We start from the raw sequence: 16,140 nt of genomic DNA on the forward strand, positions 1-16,140 counted from the left end.
GTATGGCGACCCCGAGCCAGGCGCCGTACATCGAGGACCATATACGGAGACCGATGCGTCCAGTGCGCTCGCCGGCCAGTCTGCTCAGTTCCGAGAATCGTTGGCGAGCCTGAACCGAAGCCGGAGTCGCGTCGAAGTGCTCGGCGATGAACCGGTAGAGTGCCTCCGCGACTTCCGACTGGCCGCCGGACTCGAAGGACTCGGCCGTGCTCAGGAGAATCCCAGCCGAGTCCGCCGGGGACGGGAGCTGTGCCGTGAGGGAGGAGGCACCAGTCAAGAGCGCCACGCATGTCAGGATCTTCGCGTCCATTGCTCTGCCTCGTCAGGGCCCCCGAGTCATGAAAGTTAAGATACGCCTAGCTCATATAAGTACAATACGGTATGGTATGTATCAGCGCAAGATGATCCCTTTTCAGGCCTCGGAGTCCGTCTAGCTCCCAATGCGTTTCTCGTCGTGGGGATGGTGGTGCCGTACTGCGCAACTACGACGGCTCGTGGGGAGAGTACGGCAACAACCCGGAGAGTCCGATCGAGAGTTAGTTCGACGCGGTCGGGGCAGATCGCTGGAGCTCGGCCAGATCAAGCGTGTTGACCCCGTCGATGATTTTCGCGAACGCGCGGGCGACGGCCTCGAGTCCGACCGATGGGACCAGGGCCGCGATGTCCAGGTCCGTGTGTTTGTGCTCCGGCGAGCGGATGAGCTGGATCGACGGAGCTTCCCGGTCGATCTGCCCGATCTCTCCCGACGCGCTCGGGTGCATCGGCCCCACGAGGCTCACGCCGAAGGTGCGGTACGCATCGAGCGTGATGTCGAGGAGCTGGTCGCTCCCGTGCACCCACCAGCGGCGCGGCGAGATGCCCGCCGTCCTGCGGAGCTCCCTCCCGTATCCCAGGAATTGGACCGGCGCGATGTGCTCGGCGTTGATCAGGAGCGCGGTGTTCTCGAGCAACCCCTGGTCACGCATGTAGGGGGAGTTGGGCGACCCCACGTGATGGCCCGCGGTCCCGACGAAGATCATGTTCCTGCGGCGCTGTTCGCGGGGAACCTGCGAGAAGTGCTCGGCCAGCGCGATCATCACCGCCGTGCCTGACGCATTGTCCAAGGCCGCGTCGAACCAGCCGTCCATGTGCGCCGTGATGATGATCGTCTCGTCCGTCGTGCCAGGTAACATGCCGTACTGGCTCGGGCTGGTGAGCCCCTCGACCCAGTCCACGTCGAGGCTCGCGGAGATCCTCACCGGTCCGCCGCCGATCAAGTCCCTCAGGCGCCTGCCGTCCTCGAACCCGACCCAGAATCCGGGCGTCTGTTGGGCCTCTGAGCTCTGTATGACGCTCATGTTCTCGGCGTATCCCCATATGCCGATCGTCATTGCGGCACCAGCGTCTTGCGCCCGCACCGCGACCCGTTCCCAGGTGCTCGAGTTCCCCATCTGGCCGGGGGCCAACATCGCCTGGAAGACCACGGCCTTCCCGCGGACCTCACGACCGGCGAAATCGGCTTGCGTCCCGAGCCCGACCCACACCGCCTCGACATCCAGCGGGCGGGGCAGCGTGGACGGCGGTACCGGCCGGTTCTGGTTCGAGGCGCGACCCGAAGACCATACGGCCTGAGGCGGCGCGGGGTAGGCACTCGGGAAGCTCAACATCTCGCCGCCGCCCCTGGCCGTCAGCGTCCAGTCCCGGGGCATCCACTGCGGCCCGAGCGGGGACTCGATCCTATGGATCTCTTCGAGCCCGAGGGCCCGGAACCTCGCTTCGACCCAGTCGGCCGTCATCGCCTCGTACTCGGTGCCCGACATCCGACCCCAGTACTTGTTGCCGTCGTCCCGGCTTCGCCTGGAGAACCCGACGACCTCGTTCATCAGTTCCTTGATGTGATGGCCGTCGATGTCCGCATAGATTCGATCGGAGGCGGACAAGGGCATGCGCATGTAATCGAAGGACTCGTCGCGCACCTCGCCGTAGGCGTCCAAGAGGACGTTGCGATCCTGTGCCTGGAGACCGGTTCCGAAAAGACCCCAACCGGCTGCAAACGCGGCTACATACCGGGCTGCATACCGGGCTTCAAGCGCGACGGTAGGGAGCAGGGTACCGCTCAGTCTACGTGGCGTGGCGTGCCTTCCCATGATGTCCTCCTTGAGAGGTCGGACCTTGAGACGTCGGACCTTGAGACGTCGGAGGCGGTGATCACAAGATCGACCCCGTCTCAGAACGTCGCGATCGGATTGAGCGGCGAGCCCGTGCCTCCCGGGACCGCCAGTGGAGCCGCCGTCAGCAGGAACTCCCACCTACCGAGCTCCGCCGCGACTTCCGCTACGGCATCCATGCGGGTGTTGTCGAACAGGTGGATCCCGAGCACGATCAGAGCGAAGTCGTGGACCGCGAGGCCCGGCAAGCCTTCCTGGCGAGCGGCGTCCTGCGCGAATTCCCCGGCCAGAATCGCAACGTCGCGTTGCTTCAGCCAAGGGATGATCGTGGGATCGGGCCCCGGCTCTCCCCCCGTGCCCGGTGCCAGCGGGCCGAGCGCGTCGATTCGCTTCCAGCGCCCAGTGTAGATGAAGAGCGCGTCGCCGGCCGACACCCTGACGCCCGCCTGCTCTTCCCAGGCCTCCAGGTCCTCGGGGTAGATGCGCGTGCCGGGCTCCAAGTATTCCACGCCTTTGAGCCGGGGGATGTCCATCAGGACGCCACGCGTGAAGATCCCGTTCCTCACGTTGTAGATGGAGTTCTTGGCGGCTCCCTCCTCTCGGGTGATCTCCTCGTAGGAGAAGCCGTTCCACATCTGGCCGTCGAAGAACCGGTGAGCGAACGCGTCCATGTGCGTCACCACACCGCCGTGGAAGTTTATGTTCAGGCGATCTCCCGCCCCTGTCGCGCCGACCTGCGTCATGATCCGCTGGTACGGGCCTGGAGCGCCGTTCGCCCGCTCCTCGAGGTCGGCGTCACGCGAGAGGGAGACCGAAACGCCTTCCCGCACCAAGGCGGCGGCCTGCTTGCGCTTCTCGGGCGTGATCAAGTTCAGCGCTCCGAGCTCGTCCGCCTCGCCCCACCGTCCCCAGTTCGACAACTCCGTCTTCCAGCCCTCGTACTCGGCCGCCGTCACCACATGGCCCGGGAGCGGGATCAGCACCTCCGGGTTGGCCGGCTGGAACTCGGGTTCGCAGCCCAACGCGATTGCGCCGGAAACGACCGCTGCCGCCACCGCGCGAAATCCACTTTTTTTCATGGGGCGTCTCTTCAAGAGGGCGTCACTAAAAGGGCGTCACTGACGAGCGTTCAGGATCCTCCGGAAATCTCGGCCGAGGTCTTCACCCAAAGTAGTGTCCGCCCCCAGCTCCTCCAGGACATCACCCGTTTCTTTGTGCGTGTAAAAGGAGCCGGCGCGATATTCGCCTTCGGCGGCGATCATCCAGGCGGTCTGGCCCCGGTCGTTGATGGCGTCGATGTCGGCACCCCGTTCCAGCAGGAACGGGACGAGGAGCGTTCCACCGAGATACACGGCGCCGTGTAGCGTGGTCTGGTGGTCGTCGTTGACAGCGTTGATGTCGATTCGTCCGAGGTCCAGGATGTACTCGACCGCCCGGAGGGCCGATAGCTCGAGCGGCAGATTATCGGTGAACCAACGACGCCCGTACTTGTCCTGGCCTTCGACGTAGTCGGCTCCCGCGGCCACCATCAGAGCGGTGGTGCCGTCGTCGGTCGTCAGGGTCGGGTCGGCGCCTCCGTCCACCAGGAGTCGCATGCTCTCGAGGTCTCCGAAAGAGGCAGCCAGGAAGAAGGGTGTCGCGCCGATGACGGACGGCGTCAGCCCGTTGTCCTGGGTGATGCGGCGCGAAACGAAGGGGAGCGCTCGCTCGAGCAGCGCGTTCGGGTCGGCCCCCCGTTGGAGCAGCGCCGAGACCACCTCTGGCATCCTCTGTTGCACGGCCGAGTGAAGCGGGGTGCGTCCCGCGCCGGCGTGGTTGGGGTCGGCACCGCCGTCCAGCAGAAACAGCGCCATGTCGGCGTGCCTGCTGTCGATCGCCACCAGCAACACGTGGGCCTCCGTGTCGCGTACGAAACGCGTTCGGGCGTTCGTGTTGCCGCCGATCCCGTCCGGGGCCGACTCGTTGACGTCGGCGCCAGCCGAGAGAAGGAGCTGGGCCGCGTCGATGTTACCCTGTTGCGCGGCGAAGAGCAGCGGCGTGAATCGATTGTTGGTACGCGTCGAGACGCCCGCGCCGCCCTCGAGTAATACGCGCACGATCGGAGTGTGGTTCTCCACGATCGCCAACATCAGAGCGGTCTGCCCGAGCAACGCTTCGGTGGCATCAGGGTCGGCTCCCGCCGCCAGGAGCAAGCGCACGACGTCCACGTCGCCGACTCGGGCAGCCGTCATCAACACGGTCTCGCCACTCGTGCGTGCGGCGTTCGGATCCGCTTCGGCCTCGAGCAGGATCTGGACGAGGGCCGCACTACCATTCAGAGTGGCCAGCGACAACGCGGTGACGCCGTGGTCGTCGCCGGCGTTCACATCGGCACCTGATGCGATCAACAGGGTGACCAGGTCGCCGGCGTCCAGGTGCACCGCCCAGTGCAGCGCCGTCGTTCCGTCGCCATACCGGGTGTCGACGTCGGCGCCTTCGGCGAGCAGGGCGCGAACAGCGGCGCCGTCCGCGCGCCGGGCCGCGGAGATCAGCGCCGGCCCGTTGATCAATGCCGGCCCGTTGATCGATGCCTGCCCGTCGGTCACGGTCTGGGCTGCTGTTGGCTCGACGGCGGGCGGCAACACGGTGATCGCAACCACGATGGCAAACAATTTGCACCAGTTCGACATGATCAACCCGCCTCTGAAGGCCGTCGCGACCTGCGGTGCTCCCTTCAACAGCCTTCGGCCCGGGGGACGGAGGCGGTTGAGTCGGCTTGACTTCTGCAATAGGCCATCCCGATAATGCGAGGTCTTCCGTCCCGGGACAATCTCGTTGGGCCGAGGGCGTAACGATGAGATGACTCGAGCGTAACGATCAGGTGACTTGTCGGGTGACTTTGGTAGACCAGCATGACAGCTAAGCGCGGAATGTTTCTGGTGGGTTTCGCCGTCGCGGCGACCAGCGGCGGGAGCGCGCTCGCCCAGACCGCGGCCGCCCAGGTTCCCCTCGAGCGTGCGGTGTTCAGTGACTACTGCGTGACCTGCCACAACGACCTTCGGGTCACGGGCGGACTGTCGCTTGAGCATGTCGATCTCTCTCGCCTGGCTGTGAACGCGGATGAGACCGAGGTCTGGGAGAAGGTCGTGCGCAAACTGCGCACGCGCGCGATGCCGCCCCCCGGCCGCCAGCGTCCATCCGAGACGGAGTACGAGGCCGTTGCCACCCGGGTCGAGACGGCGCTCGACGCGGCCGCTGCGGCCGCGCCCAATCCGGGCCGGCGTCCGGCGGTCCACCGGCTCAACCGGGCCGAGTACACCAACGCCATCCGCGACCTTTTTGCGCTCGAGGTCGACGGCCGTGTACTGCTGCCGGCTGACGATTCCGGCTACGGTTTCGACAACATCGCCGATGTGCTCTCGGTCTCGCCGATGCTGACGGAGCGCTATCTCTCGGCCGCTCGGAAGATCAGTCGTCTGGCGGTTGGCGACCCCACGCTTGTGCCGACCACCGAGATCTTCGAGGTCAACAAGTACTTACACCAGAACGCACGGGTCAGCGACGATCTTCCGTTCGGGTCGCGCGGTGGACTGGCCGCACGGCATACGTTTCCGCTCGACGCCGAGTACGTCGTCAAGATCTACTTTTCGCGCACCTACGACGGACGTGTGCGCGGGTTGGCCGAGCGTCATCAGGTAGAAGTCCGGCTCGACGGTGTACTGGTCGCAGAGCTTGCGGTGGGCGGCCCGTTGCCGCCGGATGAGAACGGTCGTTCCCCTCGACGGGACTACCGAAACGTGCCCGATGACGGACAGGAGGTCCGCTTCACGGCGACCGCCGGTCCGCACATTCTAGGAGTGAGTTTCGTCGGCCGGGCGGCGGTACTCGAGGGGATGCAACGGCCCCACTACGCCATCACGAGCTACGAGTTCGCCGGGGACCAGACCGCCGACCCCGGGGTTGGGCGTATCGAGCTGTCTGGGCCGTACAACGCCACGGGTCGCGGCGACACCCCGAGCCGGCGCGCGATCTTCACTTGCCGCCCGCCCGCGAACGCCGTCGCGTCCGGTCCCGAGGAAGTGGCCTGCGCGAGCGAGATTCTCGGCCGTGTCGGCCGCCACGCTTTCCGCCGACCGGTAACTGAGGCCGATCTGGAGATGTTGCTCGAGTTCTTCGACGCAGGTCGAGCCACCGGGGACTTCGACGCCGGCATCGAGATGGCGTTGCGACGGGTGCTCGTGAGCCCGGACTTCCTGTTCCGCCGCGAAAGTGACCCCGCCGGGTTGGCTCCGGGCACCCCCTACGTCATCAGTGACCTGGAGTTGGCCTCACGGCTCTCGTTCTTCCTCTGGAGCAGCATCCCCGACGGAGAGTTGCTCGATCTGGCCGAGCGGGGCGAGTTACGTCGCCCCGGCGTGCTGGAGCGGCAGGTCGCGCGTATGCTGGCCGACCCCCGCGCCCGAGCGCTCGTCGACAACTTCGGTGGACAGTGGCTCTACCTGCGGAACATGGCGCTGGTCTCGCCCGATCCGTACGCCTACCCCGATTTCGACGGGAACCTGCGCGAGGCGATGACGCGGGAGATGGAGCTGTTTCTCGAGAGCCAGATACGCGAGGACCACAGTGTGCTCGAGCTGATGACCTCGGACCAGACCTTCGTCAATCAACGACTCGCTGAGCACTATGGCATCCCGAACATCCTCGGGAATCACTTCCGCCGCATCACGCTGAGCGGCGAGTTCGACCAGCGGCGTGGGTTGCTCGGGAAGGGAAGTCTGCTGACGGTGACCTCGTACGCACATCGCACGTCGCCCGTGCTTCGTGGCAAGTGGCTGCTGGAGAACATTCTGGGTACACCCCCGCCCCCACCGCCGCCCGACGTGCCGGAGCTCACGGAAGAAGCCGAGGACGACGGGCCGATCCTGTCGGTTCGAGAGCGGATGGAGGCCCACCGGGCCGACCCGGTATGCGCGAGCTGTCACCGTGTCATGGATCCGCTCGGTTTTGCGCTCGAGAACTTCGACGGCATCGGACGCTGGCGCACCACGAACGAGGCCGGTACGCCGATCGACGCGTCGGGCGTGCTCGCCGACGGGACCCCCGTGGACGGGCCGGTCTCGCTGCGAACCGCGCTGTTGAAGCGGCCGGAGAACTTCGTCACCACCGTGACCGAGAAGTTGATGACCTACGGGCTCGGTCGCGGTGTAGAGTATTACGACGCCCCGGCGATCCGACGGATAGTGGGCGAGGCGGCAGTGGATGACTATAGTTGGTCAGCGCTGATCACGGGGATCGCGCTCAGCGTGCCGTTCCAGATGAGGAGCTCCGCACCATGATGATCACCAAGAAGGCGTTGCCCCGGCGGACGTTTCTGAAAGGTGTGGGCGCGAGTGTGGCCCTGCCGCTGCTGGACAGTATGGTGCCGGCGATGCAGAGTGCCCCGGCCGAGCCAGTAGCCCGGCTGTTCATCGGCTACGTGCCCAACGGCGTGATCATGGACAAATGGACCCCGACCACGACCGGTGCGGGGTTCGAGTTGCCGTCGACGCTGGCGCCGCTGCAGCCCTTCCAGGACCAACTCACCGTGATCAGCGGGCTGGCCAGCCAGCCGATGTTCCCACTGCCCGGCGAGGGCACGGGCGACCACGTACGAGCGGCCGCCGCGTTCCTGACCGGCGTGCACCCCAAGAAGACCGAAGGACCGGACATCCGCGGCGGCACGTCGCTCGACCAGATCGCGGCTCAGCAGATCGGTCAGGAGACGCAGCTCTCGTCACTCGAACTCTGCCTCGACCCGAACGAGTTGATCGGCGCCTGCGAGGCCGGGTGGAGCTGCGCCTACGCGAACACACTGTCGTGGCGTAATCCGACCACGCCGTTGCCCATGGAGAATCAGCCCCGTGCGGTGTTCGAGCGGCTCTTCGGCGACGCCGACGACACCAGCCAGGCAGCCCGCGAGACACGTCTCCGCGAGGACCGCAGCATTCTCGATTCGGTGTTGCGCGAGATCGGCAGCTTCCGGAACGCGCTGGGGCCCTCCGACCGCGACAAGATCACCCAGTATCTCGACGCCATCCGCGACATCGAGCGGCGGATCCAGCTGGCGGAGGCACAGAGCGACGTCGAGCTGCCGGAGCTGGTGCGGCCCGCCGGCGGTATCCCTGACACCTTCGCGGAACACGCGCGGCTCATGTTCGATCTCCAGGTGCTGGCGTTCCAGACCGACATGACGCGGGTGATCACCTTCATGATGTCGCGGGAGGTCAGCCCTCGGACCTACCCGGAGCTGGGCATCCCCGACCCGCATCATGGGCTGTCGCACCACGGGAACAGACCTGGTCAGATGGAGAAACTGGCCCGGGTGAACGTGCATCACATCGAGCAGTTCGCCTATTTCCTCGACCGGTTGCGGTCCACGCCCGACGGAGACGGTACGCTGCTGGACAACGTGCTGGCGCTCTACGGGTGCGGCATCAGCGACGGTAACCAGCATCTGCACACCAATCTGCCGATCCTGCTCGCGGGCGGGGCGGGGGGGCGGCTGCAGGGCGGCCGGCATATCCGTGTCACGGAAGACACGCCGCTGACCAATCTGCAACTGACCATGCTCGACAAGGTCGGCGTGGAAACGGAGCGGCTCGGAGACAGCACCGGGCAGCTGACGCACCTCTCGGACGTTTGACGCTCCAGAGAACGTTTGCACAGTTCCTGGTGAATGCTCGGTAGCCGGCATGACTCGGTAGTTGGCATGAGGGGTCGAAAGTTGGCATAGGGGTCAAACCATGACAGCCAGATCCGCTCTCCCACTTACTTCTGCTCCTACTCCTGATACCCGCCTCCCTTCGAGGACAGGGGACGGATATCCAGGCGTTCTTCGACCTCCTTGGCGCGGATCCCGAGCAAACGGCGGTCGCGGAGCGAGCAATTCTCGACGGGTGGGACGATTCCCATGCCGCCATGCTCGTCGAGCTCCAGCGCTTCGCCCAGAGGCGCGATCGGCCTCGCCTCTTGGCATTACTCGAGAGCGGCACCGGACAGTCCTTCGGGCAGGACCTGGATCGGTGGTGGGATTGGATTTGGGCAACAAATCCCGGTACACATCCCGACTACTCGATGTTCAAGGCGCAGCTGTACGCGACTATCGACCCGAGCTTCCGCGACTACTTCGACGACGGCCTCGCGGCGAACATCCGTCTCGACGAAATCCGGTGGGGAGGCGTGGTGCGCGACGGGATTCCGCCGCTCGACCTGCCTGCTCTCACCAACGCGCGTCGGGCCCGGTACCTGGACGACGACAACATCGTGTTCGGCATCGCGATCAACGGGGAGGAACGTGCATACCCCAAGCGCATCATGGCCTGGCACGAGATGGTCAAGGACACCATCGGTGGCGAGCACTTCACGGGCGTGTACTGCACCCTCTGCGGCTCGATGATCCTCTACCGATCGACGATTGACGGGGAACACCACGAGCTCGGCACCAGCGGATTCCTCTACCGCTCCAACAAATTGATGTACGACCATGCCACTCGGTCGCTTTGGTCCACGCTGTCCGGCGACCCGGTCGTGGGCCCTCTCGCGGAGCGCGACATCGAGTTGGAGCCTCTCTTCGTCGTCACCACGACATGGGGGGAGTGGCGGCGTCGCCATCCACGCACGAAAGTGCTTTCGATCGATACCGGGTATAATCGTGACTATCGCGAGGGGGTGGCGTACCGCGACTACTTCAGTACCGACGAGCTCATGTTCTCCGTGCCCGAACTGGACACGCGCCTCAAGAACAAGGACGAGGTTCTCGCGCTGCGGCTTGCCGAAGTTCCGATGGAGCAGCTGGCCATATCAGTCGAATTCCTCGCAGACCGGACCGTGTATCACGATTCGCTCGGCGCCGTTGATTTCGTCGTGTTGACCGACCAGAGCGGTGCGAGCCGCGTGTACGAAACGCGTGGCCGGCGGTTTTCCCGCTGGGACGGTCAAGACGAAGTCCGGGACGACAGAGGCGAGCGTTGGACGCTGACTGAAGCGGCCCTCACCAGCCCCGATCAGACATCCCTACGACGGCTACCTTCGCACCGTGCGTTCTGGTTCGGATGGTACGCGCAGTATCCTGAAACGCGCCTGGTTTACTGAAACGCGGACGATCACCGGAGCTCCCCCCCCGAGGTGAAGCGACATTGTTGACCCTCACAATGTTGTACAGTATTGTTGTACAACTTATAGGGGGCACTTCATGTCAGAACACGTCACCTACAGCTACGCGCGCCAGAACCTCGCAAAGATCCTCCGTGAGGCCGAAGAGCGGCAGGAGCCGATCATCATCCGGAGGCGGGGTCATGAGGACATGGCGCTGATTCCTGCGGACGAACTCCGCAGTCTTGAAGAATCCGCGCACCTGCTCCGCTCTCCTAAGAACGCGAAGCGCCTACTTCAGGCCCTCCAGCGAGCTCTTGAGAATAGCGGCACCCCAGAAACCGTCGGGTCCTTGAGATCGCGGCTTGGCCTCGAGTAGGGACTCCCCTTCGAGCCGGGCCGCCTTCTTCCAGGATGAGTTCAGGGAAGATCTGCGTTTCTGGATCGACACCAATCGGCGCGTCGCCCTCAAGGTCATGGACTTGGTGGAGGCGGTCACCCGAGACCCCTTCAAGGGAATTGGAAAACCCGAGCCGATCAGGCACTTCGGCGCGAATGTGTGGTCGCGCAGGATCACTCAGGAGCACCGACTCGTCTATTTGGTGCGCAACGATCGGATCGACTTCCTCCAGTGCCGATACCACTACTAAAGCTACCGTCGCACTCTATACCACGAGTATACGTACGAGGGAAAAGAAGTTCATCCCCGTCGTACTCGTGGATTCTTGACCGCGCAGAAATCCGTTATCACTGGGACTTTCCATACTTCGAGGTCGAGAAATGCACGGACCCGCCGTGGGGGCATTTCAAGTCGGATTTCATTTGGTTTCACCGCCCGCTGTCAGATTACTGGAAGGCATTCACAGCGGCAGGCTTCGACGTGGTGGATTTCGAGAAGCCCAGAATCACCGAAGACCGATAGCATCTTGCCGAGACGGAAAAACAGCTGAGGAACTGCCGGACCCGCCCCTATTCGGTGGCGTTCAAGCTGCAGAAGAAATCTAGAACTACGTAACAAGACGCTCGATTCGGCGAGCGGGAGGCTGAAGAACAGCGCGAGGTCAAACAGCAACGAGGTCCGATCAAGCGAAGTGGGTGTCGGGTCGTGGTTGGCGGACGCCGTCGACATCCACGTCGAGTTTCTCGTCGTAGAAGCAGACCAGACCCGCGATCGATGTCGCCTCCGGCATCGGGGTCCGGTAGCTCCACGCGATGTCGCGCTCGACGCGGCCGTTGATCGACGCCGACCAGTACGTCGCGTCGCCCTTGTAGGGACAAGACGACCGGGTGGTGCTCGGCTCGAGGAGGTCCAGCTTGACGTCGGTCATGGGCAGGTACTGGCGCGTCGGCGCTCCGGTCTCGAAGAGCAGTGTAGGTTTGTGAGAGTCGGCAAGGACGACACCATCGATGCTGATCACGACGTGGCGTGACGATGCGAGGGCGTCGACTCGGGTGAACGGACTACGGGGATGCACGAAGACTTCTACGTCCTCTTCGAACCACCGATCGACGGCCTTGAAGTCGATCGTCACCAGTTCCCTGAGTTCCTCGGACGGCGAGTCGGGATAACGCTTGCCGGCTCCGGTGAGCACCTTCCCCGCGGCATGGAAGTCATACCGTTGCGCGCCGTCGAGGTCGCTGCTTTGGCGCGGTGCATCGCTGGACTCTCGAAGCTCGCCCTTGAGGTCCTCGGGCCGGAAGAACCAGGTGGGCCAGTACGGGATCTCCCAGACGAAGGTGAACGCGCGTGCGTCGACGACGACCTGTCCGTCGACGAGGGCTCGGATCCACTTGTGGCCCGGGACCATGCGCGGCACACCGCTGGCCGGCTCCTCGGCTGGGGGGAGGGTAGAGGGCTCGGCTGGGTTCATGGTCGGATCTCCTCGAATGTGACTGTCGGCTGAAGCGCGTCGCCCGCTCAGTCCATGCCCGCCTGCTCCCTCACATAACGCGCTGCGTCCTCGTGCGTCGCGAACCAGACATCTCCCTTCGCCTGGATGTGGTCGATCAGCCCCTCCAGGGCGACGATGCGTGAGCGGTGGCCGCTCACGTGCGGGTGCATGGTGAGCAAGAACATCGTGCCCTCTTCCCACGCCTTATCGAACTCGTCGATCCACACCTGCATGACGTCACGCGGATTCATGTAGCTGTTGCCACGCGGGTTGAAGAGCGGTGCGTCGTCCAGGATCCACTCGACCGGAAGCTCCACGACCCCGGTCGGTTCGCCATCCTGCAGGAGCTCGTACGGACGGTCGTCGGCCATGAGCGAGCTCTCGTACAGGAAGCCCAGCTCACGAACGATCCGGAGGGTGTTGGGGCTGTGGTTCCACGACGGCGCCCGGTAGCCGACCGGCCGCTCGCCGGTGATCTCCTCGATGGCGTCGAGGGCCTGGCGGAGCAGGCGCTCCTCCGTCGCGCCGTCGAGCGAAGCGTTCGACTCGTGGATCCATCCGTGCACCCCGATCTCGTGCATGCCCGAGGCGTTGATCACGTCGGCCTGTTCCGGGGCGAGCTTGAGACTCCAAGCCGGGAAGAAGAACGTGGCCGGGATGTTCTCACCGTCGAGGAGGCGAACGATACGGGGTAGCGCGACGCGCGATCCGTATTCGCCTTGCGACAGGGGACCGATGCTGAACGTTCCCGAGCGAAGCCCTTGGATCGTCTCGTTGTCGACGTCGAAGGAGAGGAGGACCGCTACCCGTGCGCCGCCCGGCCACGACTCCGGATTGAGGTCGCGGCCCGCGCGGACCCGGTTCACGCCGGCCCGGACGTACTCCTCCGACCAGTTCCACGGCTCGCCCCGCTCCTGTGCGGCCTGCGCCGGGGCGTCGGGGATCTGGCATGCCGCGGCGTTGAGGCAGAGCACGATGGGAGCGAGGAACAGCGGGCCCGTCGATCGGGGTGACGTAGTCTTCAGGTTCATCGGACAACTCCGTGTGGGGTTGCCCTCAGCCTAACTCCCGCCTCGGGTCCAGACTAGCAGGGTGCCCGGAATTAACACTCCGTGCTCCTCAGGGGTCTTTATTTCAGCCTTGTGACGCTTGAAAAGGAGTCCCCCTTGCAAAAGGAGTCCCTCGTGAAACACAGCGCCCTCCTTACTACCCTGTTCACTACAGCGATGCTGACCATGGCATCGGCACCGGCTGCGGCTCAGAACCTGGCCGGCGTGTGGGAGATCACCCGGGAGACTGGACGCGGCACGATCGTCCAGACGCTCACGCTCACAGTGGAAGGCTCGACGGTCACTGGAAACCTCGAGTTCAATTTTGGTGGTCGTGGCGGCGGTGGCGGTGGCGGTGGCCCGCAGTCCTTCCCGGTCTCGGACGGGACCGTCAACGGGAACCAGTTCAGCTTCACGGTCACGTTGAGCTTCGGCGGGAACTCCTTCGATCAGATGTACTCGGGTACCATCGACGGTGAAACCCTCTCGGGGACCATCCGAGGCGGTCGCGGCGACCAGCCGTTCACGGCGAAGCGCCCCGAATGACTTTATAGACCGTATATTCGCGGTCACGATCGATACTTGCGGTCACGATCGGATTCGATGATCGCAGGCGATTTTTCAGCGAGGGAGAGGGACTGAACGATGTCGACGATTCGAACGAGGAAGATATGGCTGGTGGCGCTGCTTCCCGTCTTCGCAGCCTGCGGAATCGGCGAGGCCAGCGACGTTCCAGACCTTGAGGTCGTGGCGGTGGAACGCGGCGACCTCATCGTCACCGCTTCGTCCACCGGGGTCTTGGAGCCCGTTCGGACGGTGGAAGTCACGTCCAAAGCCTCGGGCGAGATCATGCGTCTCTACGTCGATGTCGGTGACGAGGTAGAACCGGGAGCCCTTCTGGTGGAGGTCGATCCCCGGGATGTGCGCAATACCGCCGATCAAGCGGACGCCGATATCGCGGTGGCCGAGGCACGTATGGCCATCTCCGAGCGACAGGTGGAGCGCTCGCGGGAGCTCCTGGCGTCCGGCGTGATCTCGGCCCAGGAGCACGAGAGCAGAACGCTGGAGTACGCCAACGCCCGAGCCTCGCTCATCAAGGCGCAAACGAACTTGGAGCTGGCACAGTTGCGCCTCGAGGACGTGACGATTCGCGCTCCGATGGCCGGCACGATCCTCGAGAAGAACGTGGAAGAAGGCCAGGTCATCCAATCCTCGGGCCAAAACGTCTCGAGTGGAACCACGCTCCTGATCATGGCCAACCTGGACGTCGTCCAGGTGCGGGTTTTACTGGACGAAGGGGACTTGGGCGAGATCCGGGAGGGCATGACGACCTTCGTGACGGTGGATGCCTACCCGGACCAAACGTTCATCGGAATGGTGGACCAGATCGAGCCGCAGGCCGTGGTTCAGCGGAGCGGAACGTTGTTTCCGCTCATCGTTCGACTGGACAACAGGGCCCGGCTGCTCAAGCCGGGCATGAACACGGAGGTCGAGATCCAGACCGGTGAAGCCACGGGAGTCCTGTTGATTCCGAACAACTCCGTGGTGATGCCTCAGGATGCCGAGCCCGCTGCAATGGCGCTCGGCCTCGACCCCGACGCCATCGATATGGAGAGTATGATGGGGAGCATGTTCGGCTCGAGCGGTATGGGGAACATGTTCGCCGGCGGCGGGCGCGGTGGCGGTTCCGGAGCCGGAGGTGATCATGACGCCGGTGCGCAGAGAACCGCAGGGGGTGGTCAGAGCCAGGGCGGCTCGGACGCGCAGGGTGGCTTCGAGGCGTTTCGCGCGCGGATGCCCGGCGGAGACGGCTCACAGAATTTCTCCCGGATGCAGTATGGTCAGGCCGGGCAGCGAGGCGGAATGGGCGGAATGCGTGAAGGCGGATTCGGAATGGGCCAGTACACGCGGGGTAGTGCGACGGGAGCGGCACGGACCGAGCGCGCCGTCGTGTTCGTGGTCGAGGAGGATGGAACCATCGAACCGCGTATGGTGATGATCGGCTTGACCGACTGGGACCGCACACAGGTCGTGAGCGGTCTGGAAGAGGGTGATTACGTCGCTCTCATCGGCCCGGCACGGCTCCAGGCCGAGCGGGACGAGTTCCTGGAGCGCATGCGTTCGATGGGGGGGAACCCGTTCGGAGTATGGGAGGTATGGGAGGTTACAGAGGTGGCATGGTGGCATGTCGCCGCATTAGCGTCATCGCTCGGAGGGGAGTAGCCGGGGGTCCCGGCTACCCCCTATCCCGATTATCAGAGAGGCGGGAGGGCTCCGTCGTGCAGTCGTACAGTCGTACTCTGGGACCATCGATGGTGGAGACCCTCGCGGGGACCGTCGAGGGCGGCGGACAGCCACAGCCGTTCGCGGTGAAACGACCCGAATACGCAGACCTTCGTTGCCGGCTCTCACCGAGGCCGAAGGTTCTCTGTGCAAAAGGTGACCAAGGGGCGCTCGCACGTTTCAGTGGGGAATTCTTGTGTTGACCGCCGTCACTCCGATCCTGGTAGCCAACGCGATTCGGTCGTGACCAGAGTGCTTCTCACGAGAGTGCTTCTCACGGTAGGCATGCTCGCTCTCGTGCCGAACGCAATCGGTGCCCAGAGTCCATCGGAAGTTGATCGAACGTCGCTAGCAGAGGTGATGGCCGGGGCCGACACGTTCTCCGAGAAGGAAGGTGATCCGCCCGTCTTCAAGGCCTACCGCATCGATCCGCAAGGTGGGGAGCGGACGCTGGTGGGGTACGTCTTTCTGACGTCTGATCTGCCCCCTGAGCCATACGGATACAGCGGGACTATTGAAGCGCTCGTCGGGATGGACCTGAAGGGAAGTATCACCGGCATCAAGGTGATGCGCTATCGAGAGACTCTCCAGCGCTTCCGGGGCGACTTTCTGAGCGCCCGCGGATTCCAGGAACAGTTCACGGGCAATCACATTGCCGAA

14 protein-coding genes are annotated in these 16,140 nt (G+C 64.4%); 8 read left to right on the plus strand and 6 right to left on the minus strand.

From position 1 onward, the window contains the following. The 4 genes from IIB36_18975 to IIB36_18990 all read right to left on the minus strand — a co-directional run. On the minus strand, nt 1-310 hold a 310-nt coding region (locus IIB36_18975), incomplete at its 3' end, for a hypothetical protein (GenBank protein MCH7533824.1). 226 nt (nt 311-536) lie between these two features. Then, nucleotides 537-2,126 carry a M28 family peptidase gene (locus tag IIB36_18980; protein MCH7533825.1) on the minus strand — a complete coding sequence of 530 codons (1,590 nt, stop codon included), beginning with the start codon at nt 2,124-2,126 and terminating at the stop codon, nt 537-539. An 80-nt stretch (nt 2,127-2,206) separates the two neighbouring features. Further along, nucleotides 2,207-3,226, minus strand: a complete 1,020-nt coding sequence (locus tag IIB36_18985) for a cyclase family protein (protein ID MCH7533826.1) — start codon at nt 3,224-3,226, stop codon at nt 2,207-2,209. A 36-nt stretch (nt 3,227-3,262) separates the two neighbouring features. After that, nucleotides 3,263-4,864, minus strand: coding sequence for an ankyrin repeat domain-containing protein (locus IIB36_18990; GenBank protein ID MCH7533827.1), 1,602 nt, complete (start codon nt 4,862-4,864; stop codon nt 3,263-3,265). Nucleotides 4,865-5,038: 174 nt separating this feature from the next. On the opposite strand from IIB36_18990, the gene IIB36_18995 reads away from it, so the two are divergent. The 5 genes from IIB36_18995 (at nt 5,039) to IIB36_19015 (ending at nt 10,906) form a co-directional block, all read left to right on the plus strand. Continuing rightward, a complete protein-coding gene (locus IIB36_18995) occupies nt 5,039-7,462 on the plus strand; it encodes a DUF1592 domain-containing protein (GenBank protein ID MCH7533828.1) in 2,424 nt (807 codons plus the stop codon). Next, on the plus strand, nt 7,459-8,808 hold the full coding sequence (locus tag IIB36_19000) for a DUF1552 domain-containing protein (protein MCH7533829.1): 1,350 nt from the start codon (nt 7,459-7,461) through the stop codon (nt 8,806-8,808). The genes IIB36_18995 and IIB36_19000 overlap by 4 nt, the downstream gene beginning before the upstream one ends. A 275-nt stretch (nt 8,809-9,083) precedes the next feature. Further along, nucleotides 9,084-10,256, plus strand: a complete 1,173-nt coding sequence (locus IIB36_19005) for a DUF3179 domain-containing protein (GenBank protein MCH7533830.1) — start codon at nt 9,084-9,086, stop codon at nt 10,254-10,256. 100 nt (nt 10,257-10,356) lie between these two features. Beyond that, a complete protein-coding gene (locus IIB36_19010) occupies nt 10,357-10,635 on the plus strand; it encodes a type II toxin-antitoxin system Phd/YefM family antitoxin (GenBank protein MCH7533831.1) in 279 nt (92 codons plus the stop codon). Then, nucleotides 10,622-10,906 (plus strand): Txe/YoeB family addiction module toxin, encoded by a 285-nt coding sequence (locus IIB36_19015; GenBank protein ID MCH7533832.1) that lies wholly within the window; start codon nt 10,622-10,624, stop codon nt 10,904-10,906. The genes IIB36_19010 and IIB36_19015 overlap by 14 nt, the downstream gene beginning before the upstream one ends. 432 nt (nt 10,907-11,338) lie before the next feature. On the opposite strand, the gene IIB36_19020 is transcribed toward IIB36_19015, so the two are convergent. After that, entirely contained in the window at nt 11,339-12,127 is a 789-nt protein-coding gene (locus tag IIB36_19020) for a DUF427 domain-containing protein (protein ID MCH7533833.1), read from the minus strand. 47 nt (nt 12,128-12,174) lie between these two features. Continuing rightward, nucleotides 12,175-13,179, minus strand: a complete 1,005-nt coding sequence (locus IIB36_19025; GenBank protein ID MCH7533834.1) for a polysaccharide deacetylase — start codon at nt 13,177-13,179, stop codon at nt 12,175-12,177. A 153-nt stretch (nt 13,180-13,332) separates the two neighbouring features. Here IIB36_19025 and IIB36_19030 point away from each other — a divergent pair, with 153 nt between their 5' ends. From IIB36_19030 to IIB36_19040, 3 genes are all read left to right on the plus strand, one after another. Next, the gene (locus IIB36_19030) at nt 13,333-13,743 is read left to right on the plus strand and encodes a hypothetical protein (protein ID MCH7533835.1); all 411 of its coding nucleotides are present in this window, start codon (nt 13,333-13,335) and stop codon (nt 13,741-13,743) included. Nucleotides 13,744-13,842: 99 nt separating this feature from the next. Further along, complete coding sequence (locus tag IIB36_19035; GenBank protein ID MCH7533836.1) at nt 13,843-15,420, plus strand: efflux RND transporter periplasmic adaptor subunit; 1,578 nt, start codon at nt 13,843-13,845, stop codon at nt 15,418-15,420. A 303-nt stretch (nt 15,421-15,723) separates the two neighbouring features. After that, nucleotides 15,724-16,140: FMN-binding protein (locus IIB36_19040; protein MCH7533837.1), on the plus strand; the 417-nt coding region annotated here is incomplete at its 3' end.

The organism is Gemmatimonadota bacterium, assembly GCA_022560615.1.
In the GTDB taxonomy this organism is placed as follows: Bacteria; Gemmatimonadota; Gemmatimonadetes; order Longimicrobiales; family Gaopeijiaceae; genus UBA1138.

Coding starts and splice junctions, on each gene's coding strand:
- IIB36_19010 (MCH7533831.1), top strand. CDS start 10,357: ATGTCAGAACACGTCACCTACAGCTACGCGCGCCAGAACCTCGCAAAG.
- IIB36_19035 (MCH7533836.1), top strand. CDS start 13,843: ATGTCGACGATTCGAACGAGGAAGATATGGCTGGTGGCGCTGCTTCCC.
- IIB36_19025 (MCH7533834.1), bottom strand. CDS start 13,179: ATGAACCTGAAGACTACGTCACCCCGATCGACGGGCCCGCTGTTCCTC.
- IIB36_19000 (MCH7533829.1), top strand. CDS start 7,459: ATGATGATCACCAAGAAGGCGTTGCCCCGGCGGACGTTTCTGAAAGGT.
- IIB36_19020 (MCH7533833.1), bottom strand. CDS start 12,127: ATGAACCCAGCCGAGCCCTCTACCCTCCCCCCAGCCGAGGAGCCGGCC.
- IIB36_18995 (MCH7533828.1), top strand. CDS start 5,039: ATGACAGCTAAGCGCGGAATGTTTCTGGTGGGTTTCGCCGTCGCGGCG.
- IIB36_18985 (MCH7533826.1), bottom strand. CDS start 3,226: ATGAAAAAAAGTGGATTTCGCGCGGTGGCGGCAGCGGTCGTTTCCGGC.
- IIB36_18980 (MCH7533825.1), bottom strand. CDS start 2,126: ATGGGAAGGCACGCCACGCCACGTAGACTGAGCGGTACCCTGCTCCCT.
- IIB36_19005 (MCH7533830.1), top strand. CDS start 9,084: ATGCTCGTCGAGCTCCAGCGCTTCGCCCAGAGGCGCGATCGGCCTCGC.